Source organism: Lacibacter luteus (assembly GCF_004118265.1).
Classification (GTDB): Bacteria; Bacteroidota; Bacteroidia; order Chitinophagales; family Chitinophagaceae; genus Lacibacter; species Lacibacter luteus.
The window spans coordinates 1,635,850-1,661,902 of the sequence record NZ_SDHW01000001.1 but is presented as its reverse complement, the minus strand read 5'-3'; the positions used below and the strand labels follow the sequence as shown (position 1 = coordinate 1,661,902).

At 41.6% G+C, this 26,053-nt stretch carries 26 protein-coding genes; 4 read left to right on the top strand and 22 right to left on the bottom strand.

All coding sequences use genetic code 11. The features are described from left to right. Nucleotides 1-10: 10 nt before the first annotated feature. On the top strand, nucleotides 11-1,066 hold the full coding sequence (locus ESA94_RS06555) for a response regulator (protein WP_129130025.1): 1,056 nt from the start codon (nucleotides 11-13) through the stop codon (nucleotides 1,064-1,066). 142 nt (nucleotides 1,067-1,208) lie between these two features. On the opposite strand, the gene ESA94_RS06550 is transcribed toward ESA94_RS06555, so the two are convergent. From ESA94_RS06550 to ESA94_RS06485, 14 genes are all read right to left on the bottom strand, one after another. Then, entirely contained in the window at nucleotides 1,209-1,604 is a 396-nt protein-coding gene (locus tag ESA94_RS06550; protein WP_129130024.1) for a hypothetical protein, read from the bottom strand. 112 nt (nucleotides 1,605-1,716) lie between these two features. After that, nucleotides 1,717-2,424, bottom strand: a complete 708-nt coding sequence (locus ESA94_RS06545) for a sulfite exporter TauE/SafE family protein (RefSeq protein WP_129130023.1) — start codon at nucleotides 2,422-2,424, stop codon at nucleotides 1,717-1,719. Next, complete coding sequence (locus ESA94_RS06540; protein ID WP_129130022.1) at nucleotides 2,421-2,864, bottom strand: FixH family protein; 444 nt, start codon at nucleotides 2,862-2,864, stop codon at nucleotides 2,421-2,423. Before ESA94_RS06540 ends, ESA94_RS06545 begins: the two co-directional genes overlap by 4 nt. 11 nt (nucleotides 2,865-2,875) lie before the next feature. Beyond that, nucleotides 2,876-4,294, bottom strand: a complete 1,419-nt coding sequence (ccoG, locus tag ESA94_RS06535; protein ID WP_129130021.1) for a cytochrome c oxidase accessory protein CcoG — start codon at nucleotides 4,292-4,294, stop codon at nucleotides 2,876-2,878. Between the two features lie 18 nt (nucleotides 4,295-4,312). Further along, complete coding sequence (locus ESA94_RS06530) at nucleotides 4,313-5,494, bottom strand: cbb3-type cytochrome c oxidase N-terminal domain-containing protein (RefSeq protein WP_205755920.1); 1,182 nt, start codon at nucleotides 5,492-5,494, stop codon at nucleotides 4,313-4,315. A gap of 19 nt (nucleotides 5,495-5,513) precedes the next feature. Continuing rightward, a complete protein-coding gene (locus tag ESA94_RS06525) occupies nucleotides 5,514-5,672 on the bottom strand; it encodes a CcoQ/FixQ family Cbb3-type cytochrome c oxidase assembly chaperone (protein WP_129130020.1) in 159 nt (52 codons plus the stop codon). 45 nt (nucleotides 5,673-5,717) lie between these two features. After that, complete coding sequence (gene ccoN / locus ESA94_RS06520) at nucleotides 5,718-7,850, bottom strand: cytochrome-c oxidase, cbb3-type subunit I (RefSeq protein WP_129130019.1); 2,133 nt, start codon at nucleotides 7,848-7,850, stop codon at nucleotides 5,718-5,720. A gap of 23 nt (nucleotides 7,851-7,873) precedes the next feature. Continuing rightward, nucleotides 7,874-8,062 carry a cbb3-type cytochrome oxidase assembly protein CcoS gene (gene ccoS, locus ESA94_RS06515; RefSeq protein ID WP_129130018.1) on the bottom strand — a complete coding sequence of 63 codons (189 nt, stop codon included), beginning with the start codon at nucleotides 8,060-8,062 and terminating at the stop codon, nucleotides 7,874-7,876. Nucleotides 8,063-8,286: 224 nt separating this feature from the next. Continuing rightward, nucleotides 8,287-10,689, bottom strand: coding sequence for a heavy metal translocating P-type ATPase (locus ESA94_RS06510; protein ID WP_129130017.1), 2,403 nt, complete (start codon nucleotides 10,687-10,689; stop codon nucleotides 8,287-8,289). A 141-nt stretch (nucleotides 10,690-10,830) separates the two neighbouring features. Further along, nucleotides 10,831-11,277: an Hsp20/alpha crystallin family protein gene (locus ESA94_RS06505; protein ID WP_129130016.1), complete on the bottom strand. Its 447-nt coding sequence runs from the start codon at nucleotides 11,275-11,277 to the stop codon at nucleotides 10,831-10,833. Between the two features lie 219 nt (nucleotides 11,278-11,496). Next, complete coding sequence (locus tag ESA94_RS06500) at nucleotides 11,497-11,784, bottom strand: hypothetical protein (RefSeq protein ID WP_129130015.1); 288 nt, start codon at nucleotides 11,782-11,784, stop codon at nucleotides 11,497-11,499. Continuing rightward, nucleotides 11,771-12,142 carry a phage holin family protein gene (locus tag ESA94_RS06495; RefSeq protein ID WP_129130014.1) on the bottom strand — a complete coding sequence of 124 codons (372 nt, stop codon included), beginning with the start codon at nucleotides 12,140-12,142 and terminating at the stop codon, nucleotides 11,771-11,773. The genes ESA94_RS06500 and ESA94_RS06495 overlap by 14 nt, the downstream gene beginning before the upstream one ends. 12 nt (nucleotides 12,143-12,154) lie before the next feature. Further along, nucleotides 12,155-12,379 carry a YtxH domain-containing protein gene (locus tag ESA94_RS06490; RefSeq protein ID WP_129130013.1) on the bottom strand — a complete coding sequence of 75 codons (225 nt, stop codon included), beginning with the start codon at nucleotides 12,377-12,379 and terminating at the stop codon, nucleotides 12,155-12,157. Nucleotides 12,380-12,480: 101 nt separating this feature from the next. Then, nucleotides 12,481-12,969, bottom strand: a complete 489-nt coding sequence (locus ESA94_RS06485) for a pyridoxamine 5'-phosphate oxidase family protein (RefSeq protein WP_205755919.1) — start codon at nucleotides 12,967-12,969, stop codon at nucleotides 12,481-12,483. A 173-nt stretch (nucleotides 12,970-13,142) separates the two neighbouring features. Here ESA94_RS06485 and ESA94_RS06480 point away from each other — a divergent pair, with 173 nt between their 5' ends. Then, entirely contained in the window at nucleotides 13,143-14,324 is a 1,182-nt protein-coding gene (locus ESA94_RS06480; protein WP_129130012.1) for a phospholipase D-like domain-containing protein, read from the top strand. Between the two features lie 95 nt (nucleotides 14,325-14,419). On the opposite strand, the gene ESA94_RS06475 is transcribed toward ESA94_RS06480, so the two are convergent. The 7 genes from ESA94_RS06475 to ESA94_RS06445 all read right to left on the bottom strand — a co-directional run bounded on the left by ESA94_RS06475 (nucleotide 14,420) and on the right by ESA94_RS06445 (nucleotide 19,279). After that, entirely contained in the window at nucleotides 14,420-15,430 is a 1,011-nt protein-coding gene (locus tag ESA94_RS06475) for a metal-dependent hydrolase (protein ID WP_129130011.1), read from the bottom strand. A gap of 71 nt (nucleotides 15,431-15,501) precedes the next feature. After that, nucleotides 15,502-15,705, bottom strand: coding sequence for a YgaP family membrane protein (locus ESA94_RS06470; protein WP_129130010.1), 204 nt, complete (start codon nucleotides 15,703-15,705; stop codon nucleotides 15,502-15,504). Between the two features lie 171 nt (nucleotides 15,706-15,876). Continuing rightward, nucleotides 15,877-16,698 carry a universal stress protein gene (locus ESA94_RS06465; RefSeq protein ID WP_129130009.1) on the bottom strand — a complete coding sequence of 274 codons (822 nt, stop codon included), beginning with the start codon at nucleotides 16,696-16,698 and terminating at the stop codon, nucleotides 15,877-15,879. A 217-nt stretch (nucleotides 16,699-16,915) separates the two neighbouring features. Beyond that, the gene (locus tag ESA94_RS06460) at nucleotides 16,916-17,365 is read right to left on the bottom strand and encodes an Hsp20/alpha crystallin family protein (protein WP_129130008.1); all 450 of its coding nucleotides are present in this window, start codon (nucleotides 17,363-17,365) and stop codon (nucleotides 16,916-16,918) included. A gap of 60 nt (nucleotides 17,366-17,425) precedes the next feature. After that, nucleotides 17,426-18,079, bottom strand: a complete 654-nt coding sequence (locus ESA94_RS06455) for a phosphoribosyltransferase (protein WP_129130007.1) — start codon at nucleotides 18,077-18,079, stop codon at nucleotides 17,426-17,428. Continuing rightward, nucleotides 18,076-18,747, bottom strand: a complete 672-nt coding sequence (locus tag ESA94_RS06450; protein ID WP_129130006.1) for a dienelactone hydrolase family protein — start codon at nucleotides 18,745-18,747, stop codon at nucleotides 18,076-18,078. The genes ESA94_RS06455 and ESA94_RS06450 overlap by 4 nt, the downstream gene beginning before the upstream one ends. 10 nt (nucleotides 18,748-18,757) lie before the next feature. Then, complete coding sequence (locus ESA94_RS06445; protein ID WP_129130005.1) at nucleotides 18,758-19,279, bottom strand: YciE/YciF ferroxidase family protein; 522 nt, start codon at nucleotides 19,277-19,279, stop codon at nucleotides 18,758-18,760. Between the two features lie 153 nt (nucleotides 19,280-19,432). Here ESA94_RS06445 and ESA94_RS06440 point away from each other — a divergent pair, with 153 nt between their 5' ends. Beyond that, nucleotides 19,433-19,819: a hypothetical protein gene (locus tag ESA94_RS06440; protein WP_129130004.1), complete on the top strand. Its 387-nt coding sequence runs from the start codon at nucleotides 19,433-19,435 to the stop codon at nucleotides 19,817-19,819. Nucleotides 19,820-19,832: 13 nt separating this feature from the next. Here the strand turns inward: ESA94_RS06440 and ESA94_RS06435 are convergent, their stop codons facing one another. Continuing rightward, the gene (locus ESA94_RS06435; protein ID WP_129130003.1) at nucleotides 19,833-22,724 is read right to left on the bottom strand and encodes a triple tyrosine motif-containing protein; all 2,892 of its coding nucleotides are present in this window, start codon (nucleotides 22,722-22,724) and stop codon (nucleotides 19,833-19,835) included. Nucleotides 22,725-22,922: 198 nt separating this feature from the next. Between ESA94_RS06435 and ESA94_RS06430 the strand changes: the two genes are divergently transcribed. Next, the gene (locus ESA94_RS06430; protein ID WP_129130002.1) at nucleotides 22,923-26,042 is read left to right on the top strand and encodes a SusC/RagA family TonB-linked outer membrane protein; all 3,120 of its coding nucleotides are present in this window, start codon (nucleotides 22,923-22,925) and stop codon (nucleotides 26,040-26,042) included. The last annotated feature ends 11 nt before the right edge of the window (nucleotides 26,043-26,053 follow it).

Sequence of the window (26,053 nt, the reverse complement as noted above, 5' to 3'; positions counted from 1 at the left end):
ATCAGGAAGAATGAAAAAGATTCTGCTTATTGAAGATAACGACGACATCAGGGAGAATACAGCCGAGATACTGGAACTGGCCAACTACAAAGTTGTAACTGCACCAAATGGAAAAATTGGTATTGAAACAGCTTTGGCAGAACAGCCCGATTTAATTGTATGCGATATTATGATGCCGGTGCTGGATGGTTATGGTGTGTTACACGCATTACATAAAAATGAAGCGGTAAAAAACATCCCTTTTATTTTTCTTACTGCAAAAACAGAACGCAGCGATTTACGCAGGGGCATGGAACTTGGTGCCGACGATTATATTACCAAACCTTTCAGCGGTACCGAACTTTTAAACGCAATTGAAGGCCGCATTAAAAAAGCAGATCTGTTAAAGGAAGAATATAGTTCGGGGCTTGAAGGAGTTAATAAATTACTTGCTGCAACCGGTTCGAAAGATGCATTGGAATCGCTTACTGCCGATCGTGATGTAAACAAATACAAGAAAAAGCAAACTGTTTATAACGAAGGCAACCGTGCTGCACGTTTGTTTTATATTGTAAAAGGAAAAGTAAAAACATTTAAAACCAACGACGATGGTAAAGAGCTGGTAGTTGGTTTATATACTGAAGGCGATTTTCTTGGTTATGTTGCGTTGCTCGAAGGCGGATCGTACAAAGAAACAGCAGAAGCAATGGAAGACAGTGAACTTGCTATTATTCCCAAAGCTGATTTTGACGAACTGATGAACAGCAACAGCATGGTTGCACAAAAATTTATTCAGCTGCTTGCAAAAAATGTAGCCGAAAAGGAAGAGCATTTGCTGGGGCTTGCATACAACTCTTTACGTAAAAAAGTTGCTGATGCCTTGATAAGCCTGCAGCGCAAATACCAGGTAGGCGAAGGGCAATTCTCCATCAACATCAGTCGTGAAAACCTTGCGAGCATTGCAGGTACAGCTACCGAATCGTTAATACGTACGTTGGGCGATTTCCGTTCGGAAAAACTCATCGAGATTAAAGAAGGCAACATTGTAATCATCAACGAGAAGAAACTCGAAAACCTTATTAACTGATAACAACCGAAAGTTGTTCATTGGTTCACGAAGCAATCTGCGTAAAGCAGGTTGCTTTTTTGTTTTACAAAAGGTTTAAAAAGGAACAGCACCTGTATGCCCCTCAATGCATCAGATGCTGTTTGTATTTCCTGTAAAACTATTATAAGCTGTCTGCTAAATATGTATTGAAATCGGTTTTCAGTTTGTTGAACTGACGTTCTACAATTTCCATATCCTTGTTCATCTTCTTCAGCTTCTTCTGCAATTCTTTAATGAGCGAAGATTCTTCTACTTTGTCTTTAGCGAGCATTTGATCTATTTCATGAACATCCTGCCGTAACATGTTTACAGTGTCATCTTCAGCAATAAACTTGCTTTGGAAGTATTCTGCACGTTCCAGGAATTCATCATCTGTATCGTGTTGCAATACCTGCGAAAGACGTGTTTTCAAGTGGTTATTCTCCTGCTGTATAAACTGCAGGTACCGCTTCCACGTATCACTTTCGTGACGGTATTGAAAAAGTTTTTTATTATTACCCATAACAATAGTGATCATTGTTTTTTTGTGTGAACAATTGAGTTCCACAATTAAGCAAATCTACATTTTGCCGAAGCGGTTCTCTATAACAGTTGTCAATAGCGTTAATGATCCTCATCACTTGTGGCTTTTAATGGCATTGTACCGGATCGGCAGTTGAGCCGGCCAATACAGGGCTTATAAACGGAATGCCGAGATTTAAACCACGCAAAATCAACAGTACTGCCATAACTGTCATGATATACGGAACGGCTTTTCTTATTTTAGTGCGAAGTGAAAACGATATGCTGTGACCCAGTACAGTAAGCAGCAATAGTAACGGTGCAGTGCCTGCTCCGAAGCTGCTCATAAAAGCTATGCTGTTTTCCACTTCACGAAAGTTGAGTGCTGCTGCAAGTGCTACATACACCATGCCACATGGCAATAAGCCGTTTACCATACCAAAAAGAAAATAGGTTTTGGTTGTTTTCTTATTCAGCAAACGGATCATTAATTGCTGTACAGCCTGGTTGAGTTTTACTGTAATAGCAGGTTGCCAGCTTTTGTGTAAGAGGTAGTAGTTAACAAGGAAAAATAAAATAACAGCACCGCTGATGATGGATAACCATTGCTGAAAGCCGGCCAGTTGCAAACTGCGGCCTGCAAAACCAAACAGCAAACCAAACAACGCATATGTAGCAATGCGTCCCAAGCTGTGCATAAACGCAGCCAGGCGTTGTTGCCAAACAGGTAAATGTTGTACAGGCAATGCAAGTGCAAGCGGCCCGCACATGCCAACGCAATGCAAACTGCTGAATGCACCGAGCACCAATCCTCCGGTTATTGCCTGCAACATCATTTTACTGTAAGTGGTTGTTCGTTGTAAAATGCAGTACCATCTGCTGTCCAGTTAATTTTAAGTACATAGTTGCCTGCAGCAATTGTTTTCCGTTCCAGTTGTAAACGTGCATCAGCATCAGCTGTTAATGTTAAGCGTTGATCTTTCTTGTCATCGGTAGGGCAGTAAAGCCAAATATTTCCGCTGATCTTTTTTCCTTTCAATTCTTCCGGCAGTTGAATGGTAACGGTCTCGTTGCTTTGTGCAACACTTACTGTTGTGCTTAATTCATTTGCACGCTTTGTGCCATCAATTACCTGCTGGTAAGCAAGTTCATCTTTGTAATATTCTTTCGATACCAGTTGAAAATCGGTATGCATGCTTTTGTACACCATAAAAAACATGAAGATTACAAAAGCACTAAAGCCAAGTGTTACTTTATGTCCCCAGTTAAGTGTCATTGTGCATTGTTTTAATTGGTTGATGAAATAGGGCCGAGAAAATTTGTTTTCACGGTGGTGATTTTTTTATCGCCTTCGTACAGGCTTATATGCAAAACTGTTTTGCGTTGTTTGATGACCTGTTTAGGAAGAATGATGAAGAACGATCCGGCACCTTGTCCTTCTTTTTTTACATGGATAGCATTGCCCACTTGCTGTACCGTTCCGTTTTCGCCTTCGAGTTTAACGGTTAACGGAATATCGTTCATGGTTTTGTTAACGATCTTAATATTGTACAGGTTCGAAATACTGTCTTGCCCTTTTTCCTGGTAGAGCAGCCCCGGTGTACGCATTACAGTTGCTTTTATTTCTTTCTGCGAAAGCAAGAGTGTTGTAAGCAAACCTGTTAATACAATTAATAACCCGGTGTACATTTTCATACGGCGGGTGTAGTGCAGTTTTTCGTGATTGGCAATACCGTTTTCGCTTGCATAACGGATCAACCCTTTTTTAAAGCCTACACTTTCCATCATATGATCGCATGCATCGATGCAGGCTGTGCAACCCACACATTCCATTTGTGTACCGTTACGGATATCGATACCTGTAGGGCAAACCTTTACACACTGATGGCAATCGATACAATCGCCTGCAGTGCGTTCTTCTTTCTTATTAAACTTTTTACGTTCTTCTCCACGTTTGTAATCGTACGCAACTACCATAGAATTTTTATCGAGCAGTACACCTTGCAAACGGCCATACGGACAAACAACTGTGCAAGCCTGTTCACGAAAGAATGCATACACCGCATAGAATACAGCAGAAAAAACCATGAGCGATGCAATGGTGCCAACATTCTGTGCCGGGTGCTGCATCATAGCCCACAGGTCTTTTGCACCAATAATATAGGCAAGGAAAATGTTGGCAATTATGAATGCCAGCAGGTAAAACACAATATGCTTGGTTGCTTTGCGTGCAATTTTTTCGCTGCTCCAGGGTGCTGCAGCCAACAGTTTTTGCTTTGCTGCGTCGCCTTCAATTACATACTCCAGTTTGCGAAACAGCATTTCCATAAAAATGGTTTGCGGACAAACCCATCCGCAAAATAAACGGCCAAAAGCTGAAGTAAACAATACAATGAACACAACGAATGTGATCATAATAATACCGAAGATGAAAAAATCCTGCGGCCAGAATACTTTGCCGAAAATGATAAATTTAGCCTGCGGTATGTTAAACATAAACAGGGGTCTTCCGTTTACATGTATAAACGGAAGTGCCACAAAAATGAGGAAGAAGATAAAGCTTACATAAGTGCGGATATTGTAAAACTTACCCTTTGGTTTTTGCGCAAATACCCACTTACGTTTTCCCTGCGCATCAACCGTTGCAATCCTGTCACGGAAAGAATCCTGTTTTTGTACCTGTTCTATGTTTTCTTCGAAATTCATTGCTTTAGATATTCATCATCACTTGATCACTACTTCTTTTTTTGCAGTGCTGTCTGTTGCAGGTGCTGCTCCATTTTCTTTATACAAATCGCCTTGCTTTTCTTTTCCGTTTGGAGGGTTTGTGCCGTTCAGCGATTTGATGTAGCTGGCTATCTGTGCAATCTGTACCGGCGAAAAATCATCCTGCCACGCTTTCATGCCTTTTTCGGGCCAGCCATATTTAATGGTTTTGAAAACATCATTAATACTGCCACCATGTAACCAGTAATCATCAGTAAGGTTAGGACCAACACTTCCTTCTCCGGCTTTGCCATGGCATGCTGCACACATTTGAACAAACGCTGCTTTACCTGCATCCAATGCAGTTACTTCTTTCATAAGCGTTACTGTATTCTCATCTACATTGTTTGCAGCCTTTGCGAGATAAGCAGCCTTCTCTTCATCAGCCTTCTTCATGGCAATTTCAAACTCCTGTTTGCTTAAAGGAGCAGTTTCAGAAACATGGTAACGCCACAAATAAATTCCACCGATAATAATGGTTACATAAAAACCATAGAGCCACCAGGGTGGAAGGCGGTTGTCGAGTTCACGGATGCCATCGTAATTGTGATCAAGTACAATATTGGCTTCCTGTTCCATTGGTTTAAAGCTGTTGAGTTTATCCCACCAAACTTTAAAGCCCGATGGTTTTGTTTTCACAGCAATACCTTCTTCTGCAGCAACTGCAATTTTTTCTTTTGCAAGGAAACGTTGTACAAACAGGCCCATTACAATAATTACAAGTAACTCAACTGCAATTACCCCTGCCAATACCCAAAAGGTAAGCGGTGTTAATCCGCCAATTGATGATGGTCCTGCAGGTGCTACTGCTTCAGCCGCTGCATTCTGTGCATGCAGTATCGATGGCGCTAAGAACAATAAAAGAATGGAAACAATTTTTGCAGCAGTACCGCTCTTCTTTTGTTTATCGAAATGAAGTTTAGCTGTACCAAGCACCACATTGGCGAGCAATGCAATAACCAGCAATAACACCAGGCTGATGAGGAGCATGGTTAATGCCAGTGCATTATCCCATATTGATGGCGCAGGTGCACTGCCTGTTTGTTGTGCAGCAGCAACACTGCCCAGTAGCAACAACGGAGCTGCAACAAACAGTTTGCGTAAGAATGGTTTAATAAAATGAAGTTTGTATGTGAACATGATTCGATGTTTTAAGAGTTTAATCCAATGGAATGCGGCTTTGCTCATTCATATCGCTCTTGCGTGCACGGATTACATAAATAAATACAGCGCAGAAAAAGATGAAGAAGATGAGAAACGAACTGAGACCATAGATGCTTACGTTGCTGATCTTTTCGAGATAGTGAATAAATTTCATTGCAGATATTTTAAAGAAGCGGAACCCCGGTTCCGCTTCGGGTTATTAATTAGCGGCAGCAGTTTCAGTTTTCTTTTCTGCTTTAATATCCTTACCTAAACGCTGCAGGTAAGCGATGAGCGCCACAATTTCTTTGTTAGCAGGCGTTTCAATTTTATCCATCTTTAAACTGATGCGGATGCCATTGGCCTGCGTCATCAGATCTTTGTTTGCTTTCGCATCATATCCTTCAGCGTAAGGAACACCCAGTGTTTGCATGGCTCTTATTTTAGCCGGGGTAGAAGCAGTATCCAGATCGTTATCTAACAACCAGGGATAGTTGGGCATAATAGAACCCGGCGACATACTGCGTGGATCGAGCATGTGGTTGTAATGCCAGCTGTCGGGGTATTTACCACCGAGGCGTGCAAGATCCGGACCTGTACGTTTACTGCCCCACTGGAAGGGATGATCGTACACAAACTCACCTGCTTTTGAATATTCGCCATAACGTGCAACTTCATCACGGAACGGACGGATCATTTGTGAGTGACAGGTATAACAACCTTCACGGATATAAATATCACGACCCTGTAATTCCAGTGCAGTGTATGGTTTTACACTTGTAATGGTTGGTACATTCGATTTAACGAGGAAGGTGGGAACAATTTCAAGAATACCACCAATAGCCACAACAATTAAACTGAACACTAATAATGTTGCAGGTCTTTTTTCGATCCACCGATGCCAGTATTCTTTACCATGCGATGCATGTTTTGCCAACGGTGCTGCTTCTGCTTCTTCGTTTGCAATAAACGAACCTTTCTTTGCTGTTTTGTATAAGTTGTACACCATCATTATTGCACCAATGAGATACAATGTGCCACCAACACTACGTGTAATGTACATGGGAATGATGTTGGTAACAGTTTCTAAGAACTGGAATTTCAATTGACCGGATTCCGTAAATGTCTTCCACATTTCTGCCTGTGCAAAACCTGCCCAGTATAATGGAATAGCATAAATAACAATACCGATTGTACCTAACCAGAAATGGTTTGTTGCAAGTTTCTTTGAGTACAGAGTAGTGCCCCACATTTTTGGTACTAACCAATAGAGCATACCAAACGCCATAAAACCATTCCAGCCTAAACCACCAATATGCACGTGCCCGATGATCCAATCGGTAAAGTGAGCAATAGCATTTACACTTTTCAAACTCAGCATCGGTCCTTCGAACGTACTCATACCATAACAGGTAACAGCAACCACAAAGAATTTCAACACCGGTTCTTCACGCACTTTATCCCATGCGCCACGGAGCGTAAACAAACCATTTAACATACCGCCCCAGCTTGGTGCAATCAGCATTACGCTAAACACAACACCGAGCGATTGTGCCCAATCGGGCAGGGCGGTATATAATAAATGGTGTGGGCCTGCCCAGATGTAAATAAAAATGAGGGCCCAGAAGTGGATGATGGATAAACGATACGAATAAACAGGACGGTTCGCTGCTTTTGGCAGGAAGTAATACATTAAACCGAGAATAGGCGTAGTTAAAAAGAATGCAACCGCATTATGGCCGTACCACCATTGTACCAACGCATCCTGCACACCTGCATACCAGCTGTAACTCTTAAACAGCGATACCGGCATTTCGAAGGAGTTTACAATGTGCAGCATGGCAACAGTAATCCATGTTGCGATATAGAACCAGATGGCTACATATAAATGACTTTCTCTTCTTTTGAAAATAGTGCCAAACATGTTTACACCAAATACAACCCAGATGAGTGTAATCATAATGTCGATAGGCCATTCCAGTTCTGCGTATTCTTTACCTGTTGTAAAACCGAAGAACAGCGTAGCTGCGGCAGCTACAATAATAAATTGCCAGCCCCAGAAATGAATCCAGCTTAAGGTATCGCTGAACATTCTTGCTTTACAAAGACGTTGCAACGAATAATACACACCGGTAAACATACAGTTACCTACAAAGGCAAAGATGACGGCGTTGGTATGAATGGGACGAAGGCGGCCAAACGTTGTGCCGGCATAATCGAGCGATGCAGCCGGAAAATAAAACTGGATGGCAACCCACAAACCTGCGATCATACCTACTACTCCCCAAAGCGCTGTGGCATTGGCAAAGTATTTTACAATCTTGTTGTCGTAATAAAACTTTTCGGTTTGCATAATTTCAGTTTGTTCTGTTGTTATTATTGTTGGGTTGAATTGGTTTCGCTTGAATTGCCGGAAGAAGATGCCGGCTTCTGATCGAACAGCATACGGATAGGAGGTGAGGTTTCATCGTCGTACTGACCACTTTTCACACTCCACAAAAATGCTCCCAGGAAAAGGGCCGCAACTGATACACTTGCGATAAGCAAAAGGAAGATGACACTCATAATTGTTGGATTATTTCGGCTGTAAAACTATCGGGAGGGGTTGTGCTGGCAGATGACGCAAATCAGACAAAAACTTGACTCTTGTCAAACTCCGGTGATCATGGTCAGGTTTTTTTGAAAATCGAAAGGCCAAAGTTGAGAAGTCCGGAAAACAGAAAGACGGGAAGTCTGAAAGATGCTGTCTTATACTACTGGTTACTTATTACTCTCCACTTGTTCTTTGTTCACAATTGCTGTTTCTTCCGTAAGCCTAGCAAACGTGCATACAACGATGATGCGCCGAATGTGAGCAGAATAATGCTGAGCGAACTGGATGGCATCAATATAGCAGCAATCATGGGCGATAAAACGCCTTTAAGTGCAAAGCTTAAACCAATGATGTTGTAGAGAATGGAAAGCACAAAGCTTGCAAGCACCACACGTTTGTTTGCTTTTGTAAATTGTAGATAAGCTGAAAGGCGGTTGAGCTGATTGGCTTCCAGTATACCATCGCTGGCAGGTGTAAAGTTGTTGGTGCTTTCGGTTACTGCAATACCTGCATCTGCTTGTTTCAATGCACCTGCATCGTTCAAACCATCGCCGATCATCATTACTTTTTGTCCGCCTTGTTGTAATTGTTGAATGTAGCAGAGTTTGTCGTGCGGCTGTTGATTGAAAAACAATTTTACATCCATGCCCAACTCTCTCTGTAAATTCAAACGTTCACTTTCATTATCGCCACTCAAAATGGAAATGCGGTATTGCTTCCGTAATTGTTTTATCTGTTCGAAGATATGTGTACGGTAATGATTGCGTATGCTGAAGTAGCCCGGCAACGAACCATCAACAGAAACATATACGGTGCTGCCTTCAAATTTCTGCGAGGCATAACCGGTTATAAACTCTGCCGATCCTAAACTGATGATACGTTGGTTAACAATACCACTGATACCTTTGCCTGTTGATTCACGAAACTGTTTTACTGTAAACGCTCCATCTTGTTTAAATTCTTTCGCCAGCAGTTTACTCAACGGGTGTGTGCTTTGTGCTGCCAGTGCAGCAATGCAGCCTGCAATTTCATCGGTAAATGGTTCGCCTGAAAAAAATATATCCTGTGCTTCGGTTGTTGTAAGTGTGCCTGTTTTATCGAATACAATATGATTGACTTCGGCAATTTCTTCAATAGTTTGTGCATTACGCAAATACAGTTTGTTGTTGCCGAGTATGCGCAATACATTGCCATTGGTAAAACTGTTGCTGAGCAATAAAGCACAGGGGCAGGCAACAATCAGAATAGTAGTTACCACATTCCATGCTTTGCCGCCATCATAAAAACTCCAGTACAAAGCACCAGCTGCTGCCAACGCAAAAACGATCCAGGTAAAGTAGCGGCTTAATGAATCAACAAAAGAAACCTTGGCAGCTTTCTGTTTATCATCGTTGTTCCAGAGGCGTGTTAAATAACTCTGTGCCACTTCTTTCATTACCAGTAATTCAATATTGCTGCCGGTTTGTTTGCCGCCGGCATACAACAGTTCACCCATTTCCTTCAATACAGGTAATGATTCGCCGGTAACAAAACTATAATCGATCAATGCTTTGCCTTTGGTCAATAAACCATCAACCGGAATTAATTCTTCGTTGTGGATGAGAATGGTGTCGCCCACTTTAATATCGGGTAATGCAGTAGGAATTTCTTTTTTGTCTTTGATTACTGTTACTGCAATAGGGAAGTAAGATGTATAATCACGTTCGAACGATAATTGTTGATAGGTTTTTTCCTGCAGTACACGGCCCACCAGCATAAAAAACACAATACCACTCATGGAATCGAAATAACCGCTGCCTGTATTGCTGAGTACTTCGTAGAGGCTGCGGCCAAAGGTCATGATGATGGCCAGAGCGATTGGTGCATCAATATTGAGATACTTATGTTTTAAACTGCCCCATGCACTTTGGTAAAACGGCAGCGAACTGTATAACAGTACAGGGAGTGATAGTATAAGATTGAAATAACGGAAAAGATATTGCATGCTTTTTTCTGCTTCCTCCAGTCCGAGATATTCGGGAAAGCTCATGAGCATAATGTTGGCAAAACAAAAACCGGCCACACCTAACTGGTAAATTAAACTGCGTTGAATGCGTGGCTTTGCCTGTTGCAGATTTTGTAAGCTGATGTACGGTTCGTAACCGATACTTGTCAACAATTCGGCAACGGTGCGTAACGAACTGCGGTTATGGTTGAAGATGATCGCTACTTCTTTACGTGTAAAGTTTACTCTTGATGATACAACATCGCTGTTCAGCCGATGCAGATTTTCCAGCAGCCATAAACAGGAGCTGCAATGGATCTGCGGCAGGTAAAACGTTACATGGGTTTGTTCGCTGTTACGGAACGAGACCAGCTGTTGCTGAATTTTTTCATCGTCGAGAAAAGAGAATTTGTCTTTGCGAACAGTAATGCGTTGTGTAGTGCCGGGATTTTTGTTGAGCTCGTAGTAATTGCACAGATCACTCTGGTTCAACACCTGGTAAACGGTTTTACAACCCTGGCAGCAGAAGGTTTTATCGGCCAGTTGAATGGTTTCAGTAACACATTCCTCTCCACAGTGATAACATTGAATGGTTGATTTTACACTCGTACTCATAACAGGCTGCAAATTAGAACCGGTCTGTTTGCTGCTTTCTGACCATTATCAGAAAATAAACTGATGATGCTCATAAACAAAAAAGCCCCACCACAAATCTATTGCGGCAGGGCCCGGGTTACAATCACGCCATCGGCGGGATTATTTTACAGCGATATGTTTGCCCGCTGCGAGCTTCTTCGCTTCCTCTCTTTTAGGAAGCATCAGTTTCAACACACCATCTTCGTATTTCGCTTCAATTTTTTCTTTGTTTACTTCATCCGGTAAAGTAAAGCTGCGGCTGAAAGAAGAATAGTTGTATTCCTTACGGGTGTACTTATCTTCTTTTTCTTCTTTCTTTTCTTCTTTTTCGCTGCTGATGGTGAGCATGTTGCCTTCAACATCAATATTGAAATCTTCTTTGTTCATTCCGGGTACAGCAAGAGATACCATGTAGTCTTCTTTGTTCTCAACAATGTTAACTGCAGGCATTGTCATCGTACGGCCGAGAAACGAATTGCCATTATCGAACCATTCGTTCCAGGGTTTAAAGAAATCATCGAACACTGTTGGTAACATGCCAGGTTTTGTTAGCGCTCTTGTTGACATATACACCTCCTTTGTTTATGTGTGATTAATTATTTGAACAGTTTGAAGATACGGTTGCAGTAAGGTTTTTTTCAAGAATGAACATCAATGAAGGCTGTGATTCACATCAGAGAAAAGCGATGTTGAAAGAAATGCTTTTAACAATTGCTACAAACAGCTCATAAATCAAATAGCCACCCGGTTGGGGGCGGCTACTTGCGATTGCAGGGCCAGTAAGCATCATTTCTTTTTATTCAGCCATTCGGCTACTTTCTCTTCGGCTTTTTCAACACCGATCTTTGTAAGAACAGCTGCCAGTTGCGATAAGGTTTCGGCCAGCGACGATTCGCCGTTTGCTTTTTCTTTTTCGAACATACTTGCAAATACCTGCCCTGCTACATTTTTAGGGTGGATGCTTTCTTTAACATCCAGCCAATCGTAATGGATGGCTTTTTCAAGTTCGGCTTTTCGTTGCTCCAGTTGTTTGCGCCGGAGTTTTAATTGTTTTATTGTTTTAATTTTCTTCATCGTCGTCTTCCTCTTCCCGGAACAATTGTTTCAGCAAAGCATTCATAATGGGCAGTTGAATAATACGGTCTTTCAACAGCCAGATAATGATCCCGATCAACAAATAAATACCGGCTACAATTAAAAAGCCTCCTGCAAGCGAACCTGTAGTTCTTGAAAAAACAAATGCCAAAGCCACACTGGCAAAAAATATAAAACTGAAAATAAATACTGCAACGGTTACCACTGCAATAATGAATGCTGCCACTTTCGATGTTTTTTCAGCAGTATCGAGCTTTGCTACATCCAAACGGTTATGGATGTATTCCCTTACATGTCCGGCCAGTTCTTCTGCTTTGGCAAATGTTTCCTGCATCATCAACAGTTTGGGTTATACGAGTTCGCCCATTTCTTCTTTTACAGATTCGGCTTTGCCACGAACGTTCACCTTCAGGCCATCAAGTTTGCCTTTAACAGTGTCGGTTAATTTTTTACCGCTGTCCATAATTTTTTTACGTGTGTTTTCACCTTTATCGGGTGCAAACAAAATTCCTGCAACTGCACCTGCAACAACACCTGCTGCAGCAGCGATGGCAATTTTACCAATTGTGTTCATAAAAAATATTTACAGGTGAATAAACTGTTATATCGGTTCTAAGTTACTCTTTACAAAAGCCGTTTACAATGATGAGCATCATGCAGGCTAATGAAGTTGAACTATTCTTTTTCGTAACGCCCCGTTTTTTCGGTAAGAAGAATGCGGTAGATAACCGGTTTAGCCGAACTGCTGTTGTGTAAACGTTCGGGTTCCGGTTCGGGCGGGTGTGTCGTGCTGCTGATCTTTAGTTTCAGCATCCGGTCTACAAACAGTTTCATGGCATCGTACCGTTCACGCTCGCCGGTAAGTTCTGTATAGGTACCTTGTGCAATTACACTCTTCCAGTTTTTGTTGTTGCTGATCTCGTCTACTTCAAAACAAACAGAAGGATTTTTGCGCATGATCTGAATTTTCATGCCTTCAACAGAATGTGCAAGTACACAACGGCCATCGTAAATATAGTTTACAGGCACTACGTAGGTTTTTCCATTGTAACTGCAACCAATACGACCGAGGTTGCTGCCATACAGCAGCTCCTCGATCTCTCCTTTAGATAGTATACCCAGCATGGCAAAATCATTAACGGATGGATAAAGATATTTTATCAATTCATATTACCAAATGATGGTTGTCATTACCCGTTTTGATAAAACTCAATTTCCAAAGATTTCATTTAAATGCATGCAGGAGTCATCAACATGCAGCAGTATGTTCATGTATAAAATAGTTAGTGAAGAAAAAACGGAAAGGTTTGAAAAAAGATAATCTGTAATTTGGCTGCATGTCGGGAGGTAAACCATTTCCTGTTTCTTCAGCATACAGTACCCATAACGAGGTGCAGTTAATACGTGGTGGTGCAGATTATTTTGAAACGCTGCTCGAACTGGTAAACAATGCACAGTACTCGGTACATTTACAAACCTATATTTTTGATGCAGATGAAACCGGTACAATGGTGGCAAACGCATTGATGGATGCTGCCAGGCGTGGTGTACAGGTTTATTTATTGCTCGATGGTTATGCATCGCAACATTTACCCGAACCTTTTATTCTGCAATTAAAACAATCAGGAATTTTCTTTCGTTGGTTTGAACCTGTTTTCCGCAGCAGAAGATTTTATGTTGGCAGAAGATTACACCATAAACTGCTGGTTGTTGATGCAGTACACAGCATGGTAGCCGGTGTAAATATTTCCAATCGCTATAATGATATGCCTGGCCAAAAGGCATGGCTCGATTGGGCTGTGCATGCCAAAGGAGAAGTGAGTGCAGAGCTGTTTAATCTTTGTGTGGAAGTTTGGAATAAAGCAGGCTGGGGTAAAAAACGTAAACATCAATTGCAAAGCGAAGCTCAACTGCACCTGCGTGGTAAAGAATGTTTGGTGCGTGTTCGCCGCAACGATTGGGTAAGGCGCAAAAACCAGATAAGCCGCAGCTACCTTGAAATGTTCAGGAAAGCAACATCGCATATCACCATGATGTCGAGTTATTTTTTACCCGGTGCTGCTTTTCGCAGAAACCTGGCGCATGCTGCCAAACGTGGTGTTGTTATAAAAGTGATTACTGCAGGTACAAGCGATATATCGATGGCCAAACATGCCGAACGTTATCTGTATCGCTGGATGTTCCGCAATAATATTCAGCTGTACGAATACCAGCCCAATGTATTGCATGGCAAACTCAGCACCTACGATACCAGGTTTGTAACCATTGGTTCGTACAATATTAATAACATCAGTGCATATGCAAGTATTGAACTGAATCTTGATGTACAGCATGCTGCATTTGCGCAACAGGCCGAACAGGCATTGGAAGAAATTATTACTAAAGATTGTGTACAGATAACTGAAAAAGAATTTGAAAAACACAATACACTCATCAAACGCATCTGGCAACGCATCTGTTATGAAATGATACGGTTGATTTTTTTCCTGTTTACATTTTATTTCCGGCAGAGAAGCTGATGAGAAGACGACGGAAGAAAAGTGAAAAGTGTCCATTACCCGTAACCCATAACCTGTAACAGGCAATCAGCAACAAAAAACGATAAACCAGAAACTCAATTGCCCCTTATCCTCTTCAACAAATACAGTATTTCTTCTTTGTTCCACCCGGTGAAGCGACCACGTTGTACAATCAATTTGTTATTGTCGGGCTGTTGTAAAAAATAGTGGAATACAAATTTCTCTTTCGGGTTGCGCCAGCCGAGTATTTGTCCGAAACGAAGATCGTTGAACACAAGTGTGTCGTTCCATTTTTCTACTGTATAAAACTGCTGTGAAAAACGAATAAGCTGCTGCAAATCCTCGTGGTCGGCGACGGGCTTCAATAAGCTGTCGTTTCTTGGAAAGAACGTGAAATCAATTTTTGGTTTACTGTCGAACACCGATCGAAAACCAATATAGTAACCTTTATCATCACCACTTACAACATACCATAACCAGTTGTTGAGCGGCGATGGTGTGGTAAAGTAACGTTGATGTGGAATGTTCTGTTCTGCAAACTGCTGGCGCACTTCTTTATCAATAGTTAATTTATTGGTTACACAGTAAGCCAGGTACAGGAATGGAACAAACAAACCGATCTTCCACAGTAACGGACGCAAACGGTGATGGCTATGTACAAGAAACAACATAATAAATGCAATGCCCGGCCATATCGAAAACAAAGGATCGGCCACATACAATATGTTAAATGAAAAACGTACATCGCTGAAAGGAACCAGCCAGCCAATACCATAGTTATTAAACCCGTCGAGGAACAGGTGCATCAATACTTCTGCAGTAAAAAACAGGGTCCATTTTTTAAAAGATATATCATGCGGCCGGTGAATTTTCTCAGCAGTCATTGCCATAGCAGGCACAATCAGCAATGCAAACAAAAGTGAATGTGTAAAGCCACGATGCGCTAAAAGATCATCAGCTGTATTCATCCAGAACGAAGCCACAAAATCAATATCAGGAATACTTTGTGCCAATGCACCCCATAGCATTGCTTTTTTGCTAAAACCTTTTTCAAAAAAAGCTTCGCCGATACAGGCACCCAGTGCAATGTGCGTAATTGAATCCATAGAATTGTTTACCCTGTGAAATTACAGGAAACAATGTTCACATAATTTATAATCTAAGATGGAAGCTGCTTCTATTTTACCGCATTGCTTTTAATACCAAGCATTGCATAAATGGGGCACCAGCTTATAAAACCTGTTAATGCAAATACCACTGCAATTACAAGTGCCACAATAGCCCATGTGCCGGTTATAACGTTTTGAAACCAAAGCATTGCCAAAACACCTGCTGTAACAAGGCGGATAACTCTGTCGATATTGCCAAGATTCTTTTTCATGATTGATTTTGTTTTTATATGGCTGTTTGTTAAGCAGTATAAACTTACGGTTGCAGATATGTTTAACCGATGATGTTGGTTGCAGTACAAGCTGACGTTAAACATAAAAAAAAGAGGGGCCGATTGACATCGGCCCCGAACAATCACCAACCAAATTGCTATCTATCTGTGTTATCTGTGTGCTATAAATACCGGAAGTTTATGCTCGGTAATTACATCTTTTACCAGGCTCTTCCTTACAAGTTCCGATAATGCAGAGCGGCCAAAACTTCCTGCAACCAGCATTGCTGCTTCACGGTTGTTCATCCATGTGCCGAAGTGTTTATCAGCACTCATATCCAGTTTCATCAATGTAAGATCACTGAAGTGTCGTGCAGTGAGCTCTTCGATGTTAACCTGTTGAGGAAGATTGTTTGTACCATCCTTGTGTATGTACACCAGCATTGTTGGTTGCTTCGCCAGTTCGGGGAAGATGTACGCAAACTGCTTAATGGCGTAAACACTTGAATCGCTGCCATCGTAACAAAGAACATTGGTTTTTGGAAACGCATAGTTTTCCGGAACCACAATTACCGGGCACTCAGCTTTGTGCAAAACATCGTGCAGATAATCGTTGAGCTTACCGCCCAGGTTTTCGTAAAACACTTCACTGCCTATAATCAACACATCGGCAAACCTGGTTTCGGCTTTCAGCTCGGGTAAGGCAAAATCAAACGTGTCTTCGTGCACACGGTATTCGATGTTGTGTTTTCGACAAAGGGTTTCGAATTTTGAAATATTCGCCTTCATAACCTCCGTGTCTCTTTCTTCCACCAGCGGAACAAACATAGGACCACTCATGCCATCGGCATAACTCCACATATTTGCTGCCTGTGCCTGTGGCAGAAAGGCGCCGGTAACTAAAACAGGCTCTGTCTCATTTAACCAGCGGGCAAATTCAAATGCTCCGTTTGAAAAATGAGTGCCGTCGAATGCCAGCAAAATCTTTTTCATAACGAATGATTTTGTTTGATAAAGATGGGGTTGTTTGCCGCTACAGATTATGACCCGTAACAGCGGATTGACTGATTTCAGTCACTAGTGATTTTTATTTAATATGTTTCCATTGGTTTTTGTTTTATGTACTTTCAATTTCAACAGCGCCCGTATGTTGTTATTACGGCTTTGGTACGGGTTATTTTTTCAACCAACAATTATTCGGCTTCCCGTGTTAATACAATACAATGCGCTGTTTTTCTTTAGAAGTTGCTTCTTTTTCTTTCGGAAAATAAATATGTAGCATGCCTTCTTTATAGCTTGCCACAGCCAGCACAGAATTAACGTTTTTGGGCAATGAAATTTGCCGGTTAAAACAGGCATAGTTAAACTCATGCAGTTGAAAACAGTTTTCCTTTTCTTCATCTGCACTGCATTGCATCAGCAACGCAATGGATAATACATGGTTTTCTGTTTCAATAAGAAAATGCTCCCGCCGGGCACCGGGTACAGCTGCATCTATTACCAGTGCTTCATTATTTTCTTTTACATTAATGAGGGGTTGTAATACTATTCCTTCTCTGCGCTTCTGTAATTCACTCGTAAGCATTTCCAACTCAGGAAGTAATCTGTATTCGCCGGGGTAGCAATAATGTACATCGATTTTTGTGCTATGATTTTCCATACCGTTGTTTTAATGATGAGCAATAGCAAACCTGTCTTCTTTTTCAACGGACGGATCGGTTCATAAGCTGTTGGTTTGTGCGGAATGTTTGTAAATTTTTTCCATTTCGTCCAGGTATGCAATGACGTCTGCATCATTTACCTGTGAAAAGTCTTCATAAAACGAACCAACACCGGTAAAATTTTCTGCAAGATGTAAACACACAACTTCATCAGCATCCCGTTGCAGAAACTTATAAGCTTGCGAAGAAGCTACCGGTATTGCAACCACAATTTTTAATGGCTCTTCCTTTCGCAACAGCTGAATGGCAGCCAGCATGGTATTACCGGTAGCAATTCCATCATCGATTATAATCAGTATTTTATCTTTCAGCGTAAACGTTCTTCTGCCGGTAATAAACTTGTTGTGCATATCCTGCAGTTGTGCCTGTATACGTTCTACTTCTGTTTTTACATAATCATCACTTATAGCATCATCGGCCCAAACAAAATAACCGGTTAAACTGGCTGCACCAATGGCGTATTCTTTATTAACCGGGTGACCAATCTTTTTAGTAAGTACCGGTTGCAATGGAAAATTCAGAGAAGCTGCTACTTCAAAAGCAACGGCTACTGCGCCATGGGGTATTGCACAAACCACACAATCGTCCATTGTAAATTTGCGCAATTGGAATGCCAGTTTTAGTCCGGCATCTTTTCTGTTGGCATATTTCATAATGAAGATTTATGAACATGATGATCGGCCATGAGCAAATGCTGTTCAAACCACTTACAGGCCAGTTTCTCCACTATTTCCATTTTACCGTCTTCTTCAAACAAGTGCGTTGCGTTTTCAACAATATCCAATCGTCTTCTGCAGGTAAGCATATTGTATGCATTACGGTTCAGTGCCAGCACATCAGTATCATAACTTCCAACAATCAGTAACACCGGAGCTTTCACCTTTGGCAGATCCTGCATTGCAAGATCGGGGCGGCCACCTCTGCAAACCACCGCTTCAATTTCGGGTAAGCGCAACGATGCTTTTAATGCCGAAGCAGCACCGGTACTTGCAGCAAAAAATCCGAGTGAACAGCTTTTTGCTGTTGGTTGTTTTTGCAGCCATCTTGTGGTGCCGTACAGGCGTTGCGTAAGCATAGCAACATCAAAACGTGTTTGATACTGCAACTCTTCTTCTGTTGTAAGCAAATCGAAAAGAAGAGTTCCGATATGATGCTGATGGAGATAAGTTGCTACCATTTTGTTACGTGCACTGTTTCTGCCGTTGCCGCTTGTGTGCGAAAAAATTACGATCGCTTCTGCTGAAAGGGGAATGCTGAGTTCGCCTTTTAATACTATATCTCCAAGTGGAATAGCTACTTCGTTGTTAAATCTGAAATTCATATAATTTGTTTTAGGGTAATGTAATGGGTGCTTTCGCTCTGCTGTTAATTTCATAAAGAGCGAGTTGCGATAACCTGTCGTCGATCTGTTTTTCGTTTACTTCTGCCTGATGAAAAAACTGTGCGGCTTTTTCCATTTCCAATACATTGGCAAAAGCAGCGGCTGTACCATAGGCACTTATTTTGTAATGATTGATGAGCTGAACGCTTGCCAGCAGGCAGGCGTCTTTTACTTCGGCATCGCTGCAGTTTAACAGTGTTTCGTTGGTATCGTCGATGTAGGCTTTCATAATACGGCTGTTGAGGCTTACACTCTGCAGGTTTTCCTGTTTAATAAATTCATCCATCTGTTGCAGGTGGTTTTCAATATCGTGCCGGTAGCGTTGCAATACAGTTTTCAGCTTTGCCGAACAGGCGATGTTGATCCATTGCTGCAGTTCACGACCGAGCTGATGTTCCGCACTTATGAATTTTCCTGCTTCAGCATCGAGTAAATGATGCAGTGTGCTTATTGTTTGATTTTCCTGTAGCATAACTTATGGTTTTAGCTACCGTAAGTTAAACTATGGCACATGTAAATTCCTATGATGAGTGTCAGCCAACGCAACACATCATCTCATGAAAATTGCACGGTACTGTAGGTTGTTTTGTATGATTCTTGTGTTGTTCATTTAAACTGTTCAGTTATGCGATGGCTACTTTTTCTGCTGCTTGCTTTTACAGCACTTACGGCCAGCATTTCGGGTTTGTTGCTGGTGAGTTTTCCCGATGGTTCGGTCATGCAAATGTCAACAGTATTGCTGAGCGATACTGCCTTCCGTTCTTTTCTGGTGCCGGGTATTATACTTGCGGTTGTAGTGGGCGGAACAAATCTTGTGGCGGCCGTTTTTAATTTGCTGGTACATCCGTTGCGTTACAACTGGTCTCTTGCATCTGCTGTAGTTTTAGGTGGCTGGATATTGGTGCAGTTGCTGCTCATTGATGCCTTTCATTGGCTGCAGTTGCTGTATCTTTTTGTTGCAGTAATGATCTTGTTGCTTACCTGGCAACTGAAGGGGAAGTGGGCTGTATAGAATTTTCTACACTTCAGCTTTCGCTATGCAGGTTTATCAGGTAATCGAACAAACTTACTTCCGATGCAATGCCGAGTTTTTTACGCAAACGGTAACGACTGATCTCCACACCTCTTACCGAAATATTCATCAGCTGTGCAATTTCTTTGGTAGATAAATTCATACGCAGGTAAGCACAGAGTTTAATTTCATTGCCGGTGATGGAGGGATGTTTTTCTTTCAGACTCACTACAAAATCGCTGTGTACTTTATCGAAGTGTTTGGTAAAGTTTTCCCACTCCTGATCCATCTGGTCATCTTCACTCAATGTCTTGATCATCTTTTTGAGCTCTTGTGTAGCTTGTGTATTATCAATCCCCTTCATTACATGCTCCAGCTCCGATTTTATTTTTGTAAGCAGCTCACCTTTTTTTACAAGATGCATGGCAGATGATGCAAGCTCTGAGTTTTTAAAGTTGATCTCCACTTCCAGTTTTTCATTACGAAGCGTAACCAGTTCTGTTTCGGTTTTGCTTCGTTCAAGCTCATGAATGTATTGCAAACGTTTTTGTTCTTCTTCGTGTTTGACCTGTTGTTCTTTAAATTTCTTTATCTGCCATTTGTAAACAGTGTAGATGCCTGCTGCAAAAAGCAGAATATATAAAAGGTAAGCCCATGTAGTTTCGTACCAGGGTGGCAACATTTTAAATGCATACACAGCAACGGCACTTTCATTACCAAGGTTGTTCCGCACTTTTACTTCAAAACTGTAATTGCCCGATGGCAGATTGGTGTATTCTTTTTCTGTTCGTTTACTCCACTCGCTCCAGTTGTTATCAAAACCTTTTAAACGGTAACTGTATTCAAGGTTTGGTTGCAAACCAAACAGGGGGGAAGCAAACTCAATGCGTATTGTTTTCCAGCGATTGGCAACACTTGGTACTGCTTCAGTGTTTTGTTCCTGTTTTTCGTTTACGTTATTAAAGTAACCACCAAACAAAAGACTGTCCTGCTTGCTGATGATGCGTACCGTACGCACCTGCACACGCAGGTTAGATGCATGCTGTTTGTATTTTTCGTAATTGATGTGATAGAATCCTTTTTCTCCACCCATGAAAATATTGTACTCATTAACGGGGTAGATAAATTCAAATCCACTCAACATTTTATTATTCAACTCCGGCAAATAAATAATGGCCGGTTGTTTGCCCGACAGATCGATTACACCCAATGTTTTTTCGTGCATGAACCAGATGTTGCCTGCAGCGTCTTCTTTTAAATAGCGTATGCTCTGATCGCCCAGTATTTTTTTATAGAATGCCGACGGTTCAAATTGTTTTTTTGTATGGTTGAAACTGTACACACCTTTTTCTGTAGCAACAACCACTTCATTCTTTACCTGGTAAACATGGTTGTTGAGAATTGAAGGCAAGCCATTTTTATCGGTGTAAATGCGGTTGGTAAAACCATTTGCAGCAGGAATAATTTCGTACACGCCATGGTATGGATGCGATACCCAGATATGATCTTCTTCATCAATGGTAACAAAACGGCACGATTCGATGAGATCATTCACTGCACCCGCTTCAATGAATTGCCCGTTTTTATAATCGAAGAACTGCAGGTTACGGTAGGTGCCGGCTACAATTTTTTGTGTGGGAAAGGTGGTTGACAGCGGAATAAAATTCCAGAAGCCTGCTGTGTTTGAAAAAGGAACAGCTGTATTGTCTTTAATAATAAAAGCACCTTCGTGATGACCAAGTAAAAGCTGATTGTTGATTTCTGTAAGATTCCAGGTTTGTCCTTTGGTATTGTTTACAGGCGCAAAATTTCCCTTGCTGAAACTAAGATCCTGCATTTGCTGCAGGTTAACACTGAACATACCGTTTGATGTGCCGGTGAAAAGCCGGTTGTTATAAATATATGCAGTATAGCCCGATCCATCCTGCCCCAGCGGAGTAATGTGTTTTACTGCACTGTTGTAAGCAATAAAATCAATCCCATTATCAAGCCCCAGCCAGAGATTGCTTTGGTTGTCGAGAAAAATACTCAGCACATTGTTGTTCTGTAAGCCTTCTGTTTTTGCAAAACTCTGGATGATGTTGCCGGCTGCATCAATGATATATACGCCACTGTTGTTGGTTGCAAGAGCGATCCAGTCTTTATTAATACGAGTGGCTGCATAAATGCGTTCGTTTTCAAAAAGGCTGTTGTTGGGCGATGAAAATTTGTTGATGCTGTTTCCGGTAATTGTATAGATGCCGTTTTTCAATGTGGTAACCAGGATGCTGCCGCTTGCGGCAGGTAGTAAGGCTGTAACGGGATCCGTTTTTGGAAAACTGCCGGTAAGTACAAGCGGCATCATTACATTATTTTCAAATTGCATTAACCCACCGGTAAAATCATGCGCATAGATCCTGTTGTTGCAAATACCAAGAAACGACCATTCCGATACGGCTTTAAATGTAGCTATCGCCTCGTTACTGAACTTGAAAATGCGGTTATTGGTGCGGAAGAAAATATCTTTTTTAAAGGCAACAATATCCCACACATCACCAAACGATTTATCCTTTGCAGCTAACAATTGATTAAGCGCATGATAGACCAGCCGCCCGTTTGTACCGGGTGCGAAATAACCCAACTCATCCTGCCCACCAACATAAATTCTGTTGTCGCTGCCAATTTCTACCGAGCGTACAATGGTGCGGTTGGGTAATGGGTACAGGTTCCAGTAGCGGCCATCAAAACTTAAAAGGCCTTCGTTATTGGCGAAGTAGATAATGCCGTTTTTATCCTGCTTAATGTCCCAATTCTGCAACCCGGCACTGTACGATTGTTTGGAATAATTGATCACATCGGGCAATCCAATGGTGTTTTGGGCACCCAAAGCAAGCGGCAGCAATAAAAAGAGGACTAACTTTTTCATGGAAGGTAAGTATACGAGTGATGAAAGTATAAAATAAAGATGATGTAGTAATGATGTAGTAGATAGTTATTGAAAATCAATGATTTGGTTTTAATGATGTAGTAATGATGAATGGCTTTTTTTCTCATCTGTAGAGGCTGCTGCTAATTTTAGGCCTTCAATCCCCATTGATTATTTATTAACTAAAACGATTGCTTTATGAAATGTAAGTACACAATTTTGTGTCTTGTTCTTTTCCTTGGCACTTTTCTGCAGCAGTCTTTCGCACAGAGTTTAACTGTAAGCGGAAGCGTAAAAAACAAAGCAACAGGCGAAGCCCTCACCGGGGCAACCGTTCAGGTAGAAGGTAGTTCTGCCTCAACCCTTACCGATGCGCAGGGTTTGTTCAGCATCTCTGCATCGCAAGGTTCGGTATTGCTTATTTCCTACACGGGTATGACCACTCACCGGCATACCGTAACCGGTTCCGGCAATATTGCCATTTTGCTCGAAGAAAGTGCTGCCTCTAATCTCGGTGAAGTAATAGTAGTAGGTTATGGTACACAAAAGGTAACCAAGGTTTCTGGTGCCATTGCCACCATTAAAGCTGCCGACATTGAAAAATTGAAACCGGTACGTACCGAAGAAGCATTGCAGGGCCGTGCTTCGGGTGTTAACGTAATCCAGAGTGGTTCACCCGGTTCGAAACCTACCGTACTCATCCGTGGTATTCCCTCTTTCTCCGGTACCGATCCCGTGGTAATTATTGATGGTGTGCCGCAAACCTTAACCGATTTCAATTCGATTAATGCTGCCGACATCGAATCCATCAGCGTATTAAAAGATGCTGCAACAACAGCCATCTACGGTGTAAAAGGTGGTAACGGTGTAATTGTTGTTACAACCAAAAGCGGTCGCAAAAATCAAAAGACCGACATTATGTTCAGCGCCAATTATGGTGTGCAACAAGTAATGAACACGATTGGTGTGTTAAATGCAACTGAGTATGCAGCCATGATCAACGAAGGCAGTGTTACCGCAGGCGGTAATCTTGTTTTCCCGAACATCAGCACACTGGGTGTTGGTACCAACTGGCAAAACGAAGTGTTTAAAAATGCTACGTTTCAAACACACAATATTTCTGCAAGAGGTGGCAGCGATAAAATGTCGTACTTCCTTTCTGCAGGTTTTTTAAACCAGGGTGGTATTGTTGGTGGTAATGATAAATCACGTTTCAACCGTGGTAACCTTACTGCCAACCTCAACTTTAATCTTACCAATAAATTAAAGTTCATCATTAATACTACAGCTGTACTGCTCGATTCAAAGGGTGTACAGGAAAACTCCTTCAACAGTGTGCTGGGCAGTGCCTTGAATTTCGACCCGACAGTTGCTGTATATAATAATGTACCCAACACAGTGGGTAAGTACGGTTTCAGCAATCTTTTACTATCCGAAATTTTTAACCCGCTTACCAAACTCGATAATACGTATAATAAAAACGTAGGTAATAAACTCTATGGTAAGTTCGAATTTCAGTACACGGTAATTAAAGACCTGGTATTAACTACACGTTTTGGCTACACCAAATACGATGGTAATTCAAAAAGTTTTACACCGTTGGTGTTTTATGGTCCGCTGAATGTTGAGAACTCAATGAATGCCGATGGTTCGCAGGTTGTTGGTCGCTTCAACAGTGTATCACACGATAAAACCAGCAACTTCAATTATACATGGGAAACCTTTGGTAACTACAATTTCAACATTGGTACAAAAAACAATTTTGAAACAGTGCTTGGTTTTTCATTGGCAAAAACAACCGGTAATGCAGCAGGCGCAAGTCGTCAGGATGTACCGTTTAACAGCTGGGAGTTTGCAGATTTTACAGCTGCAACAGGTGCAAACACTGCAACCAATACCAATGCGGTAACAGGTTATTATTATCAATACTTCCGTCGCAACCTTTCTTACTTCAGCCGTATTAACTACGATTACGATAACAAATACCTTGCATCGTTTACTGCACGTCGTGATGGTTCGTATGCATTTGGTATCGATAATAAATTTGCCAACTTCTTCTCCGGTTCACTCGGTTGGGTAGTATCGAACGAAGATTTCTTTCAACCCGGCTTTGTAGACTATTTAAAGATCCGTGGTAGCTATGGTTCAATCGGTAACGAAAATGTTAGTCCGCAGTTTGTGGGCATCATCACCGGCGGACCAAGTTATGGTTCAACAGCAAACAGTAATGGTTATACATTTGGCGATGTATTCTATCCCGGTTCAACTGTAGGTTCTGCAGCAAACAATGCATTGCGTTGGGAAAAACAATTGCAGATCAACGCAGGTTTCGACATTACGTTCTTTAAAAAGAAATTCAACTTAACTGCCGATTATTTCCAGAAGAATGTGGATGGTTTATTGTTTACACCTTCTGCTTCGTTATACCTCGGTACAGTTCCTATTCCTACTGCCAACATCGGTTCAACATCGAGCAGAGGTATTGATATGACGTTGGGTTATAACGAAACCATCGGTAAAGAATTCCGCCTCTCAACTTCACTTACGTTTACAACAGCAAAGAACGAAGTAACTGCAACCAATAGCGATGGTACTGCAAAAATTCTAGGCGGTGGTTATTTCAATGGTCAATCGCAAACTGTAACTGTATTTGAAAAAGGACAAACACCCGGTTATTTCTACGGTTATAAAACAAATGGTTTGTTCCAGAGTTTTGATGACATTACAAAAGCACCCACACAAACAGGTGCACAGCCCGGCGATATCCGTTTTGTTGATGTAAATAATGATGGTGTAATTAATGCCAGCGATCAAACCAAGATCGGCGATCCATTCCCCGATTTCACTATGGGTTGGAATCTTACACTCGAATACAAAGGTTTTGACTTTAACATGTTTACCTATGCTTCTATTGGTAACGATGTGTACAAAGCATTCGACCGTAATGCAAACTTCAGCAACAAGCCAAGAGAAATATTAGGCCGCTGGACAGGCACCGGTTCAACAAACGATGCACGCACTCCACGTTATTCGTTTACAGATGCAAACAGCAACATCCGTGTATCGGACAGATATGTGGAAGATGGTTCGTTTGTAAAGATCAAGAACCTGCAGGTTGGTTACACCTTCCCTGAAAATATGACGAAGAAAGTTTTCAGCCGTGTACGCCTTTATGCACAGGTACGTAACGCATTCACCTTTACAAAATACACCGGTTTCGATCCTGAAATTTCAGGAGGCATTCTCGATACAGGTGTAGATCGTGGTGCGTATCCTCAGGCCAGAACTTATTCACTTGGTCTCGATATCAAATTATAATTCTTCCATTA

What these genes read in the sequence shown, in the direction of transcription:
- ESA94_RS06470 (WP_129130010.1), bottom strand. Translation starts at nt 15,705, where the DNA reads ATGAAAAAGAATCTTGGCAATATCGACAGAGTTATCCGCCTTGTTACA.
- ESA94_RS06435 (WP_129130003.1), bottom strand. Translation starts at nt 22,724, where the DNA reads ATGAAAAAGTTAGTCCTCTTTTTATTGCTGCCGCTTGCTTTGGGTGCC.
- ESA94_RS06475 (WP_129130011.1), bottom strand. Translation starts at nt 15,430, where the DNA reads ATGGATTCAATTACGCACATTGCACTGGGTGCCTGTATCGGCGAAGCT.
- ESA94_RS06545 (WP_129130023.1), bottom strand. Translation starts at nt 2,424, where the DNA reads ATGATGTTGCAGGCAATAACCGGAGGATTGGTGCTCGGTGCATTCAGC.
- ESA94_RS06440 (WP_129130004.1), top strand. Translation starts at nt 19,433, where the DNA reads ATGCGATGGCTACTTTTTCTGCTGCTTGCTTTTACAGCACTTACGGCC.
- ESA94_RS06480 (WP_129130012.1), top strand. Translation starts at nt 13,143, where the DNA reads ATGTCGGGAGGTAAACCATTTCCTGTTTCTTCAGCATACAGTACCCAT.
- ESA94_RS06490 (WP_129130013.1), bottom strand. Translation starts at nt 12,379, where the DNA reads ATGAACACAATTGGTAAAATTGCCATCGCTGCTGCAGCAGGTGTTGTT.
- ccoN (WP_129130019.1), bottom strand. Translation starts at nt 7,850, where the DNA reads ATGCAAACCGAAAAGTTTTATTACGACAACAAGATTGTAAAATACTTT.
- ESA94_RS06460 (WP_129130008.1), bottom strand. Translation starts at nt 17,365, where the DNA reads ATGGAAAATCATAGCACAAAAATCGATGTACATTATTGCTACCCCGGC.
- ESA94_RS06445 (WP_129130005.1), bottom strand. Translation starts at nt 19,279, where the DNA reads ATGCTACAGGAAAATCAAACAATAAGCACACTGCATCATTTACTCGAT.
- ESA94_RS06465 (WP_129130009.1), bottom strand. Translation starts at nt 16,698, where the DNA reads ATGAAAAAGATTTTGCTGGCATTCGACGGCACTCATTTTTCAAACGGA.
- ccoS (WP_129130018.1), bottom strand. Translation starts at nt 8,062, where the DNA reads ATGAGTGTCATCTTCCTTTTGCTTATCGCAAGTGTATCAGTTGCGGCC.
- ESA94_RS06510 (WP_129130017.1), bottom strand. Translation starts at nt 10,689, where the DNA reads ATGAGTACGAGTGTAAAATCAACCATTCAATGTTATCACTGTGGAGAG.
- ESA94_RS06525 (WP_129130020.1), bottom strand. Translation starts at nt 5,672, where the DNA reads ATGAAATTTATTCACTATCTCGAAAAGATCAGCAACGTAAGCATCTAT.
- ESA94_RS06530 (WP_205755920.1), bottom strand. Translation starts at nt 5,494, where the DNA reads ATGTTCACATACAAACTTCATTTTATTAAACCATTCTTACGCAAACTG.
- ESA94_RS06550 (WP_129130024.1), bottom strand. Translation starts at nt 1,604, where the DNA reads ATGATCACTATTGTTATGGGTAATAATAAAAAACTTTTTCAATACCGT.
- ESA94_RS06450 (WP_129130006.1), bottom strand. Translation starts at nt 18,747, where the DNA reads ATGAATTTCAGATTTAACAACGAAGTAGCTATTCCACTTGGAGATATA.
- ESA94_RS06555 (WP_129130025.1), top strand. Translation starts at nt 11, where the DNA reads ATGAAAAAGATTCTGCTTATTGAAGATAACGACGACATCAGGGAGAAT.
- ESA94_RS06540 (WP_129130022.1), bottom strand. Translation starts at nt 2,864, where the DNA reads ATGACACTTAACTGGGGACATAAAGTAACACTTGGCTTTAGTGCTTTT.
- ESA94_RS06495 (WP_129130014.1), bottom strand. Translation starts at nt 12,142, where the DNA reads ATGATGCAGGAAACATTTGCCAAAGCAGAAGAACTGGCCGGACATGTA.
- ESA94_RS06455 (WP_129130007.1), bottom strand. Translation starts at nt 18,079, where the DNA reads ATGAAATATGCCAACAGAAAAGATGCCGGACTAAAACTGGCATTCCAA.
- ccoG (WP_129130021.1), bottom strand. Translation starts at nt 4,294, where the DNA reads ATGAATTTCGAAGAAAACATAGAACAGGTACAAAAACAGGATTCTTTC.
- ESA94_RS06500 (WP_129130015.1), bottom strand. Translation starts at nt 11,784, where the DNA reads ATGAAGAAAATTAAAACAATAAAACAATTAAAACTCCGGCGCAAACAA.
- ESA94_RS06505 (WP_129130016.1), bottom strand. Translation starts at nt 11,277, where the DNA reads ATGTCAACAAGAGCGCTAACAAAACCTGGCATGTTACCAACAGTGTTC.
- ESA94_RS06430 (WP_129130002.1), top strand. Translation starts at nt 22,923, where the DNA reads ATGAAATGTAAGTACACAATTTTGTGTCTTGTTCTTTTCCTTGGCACT.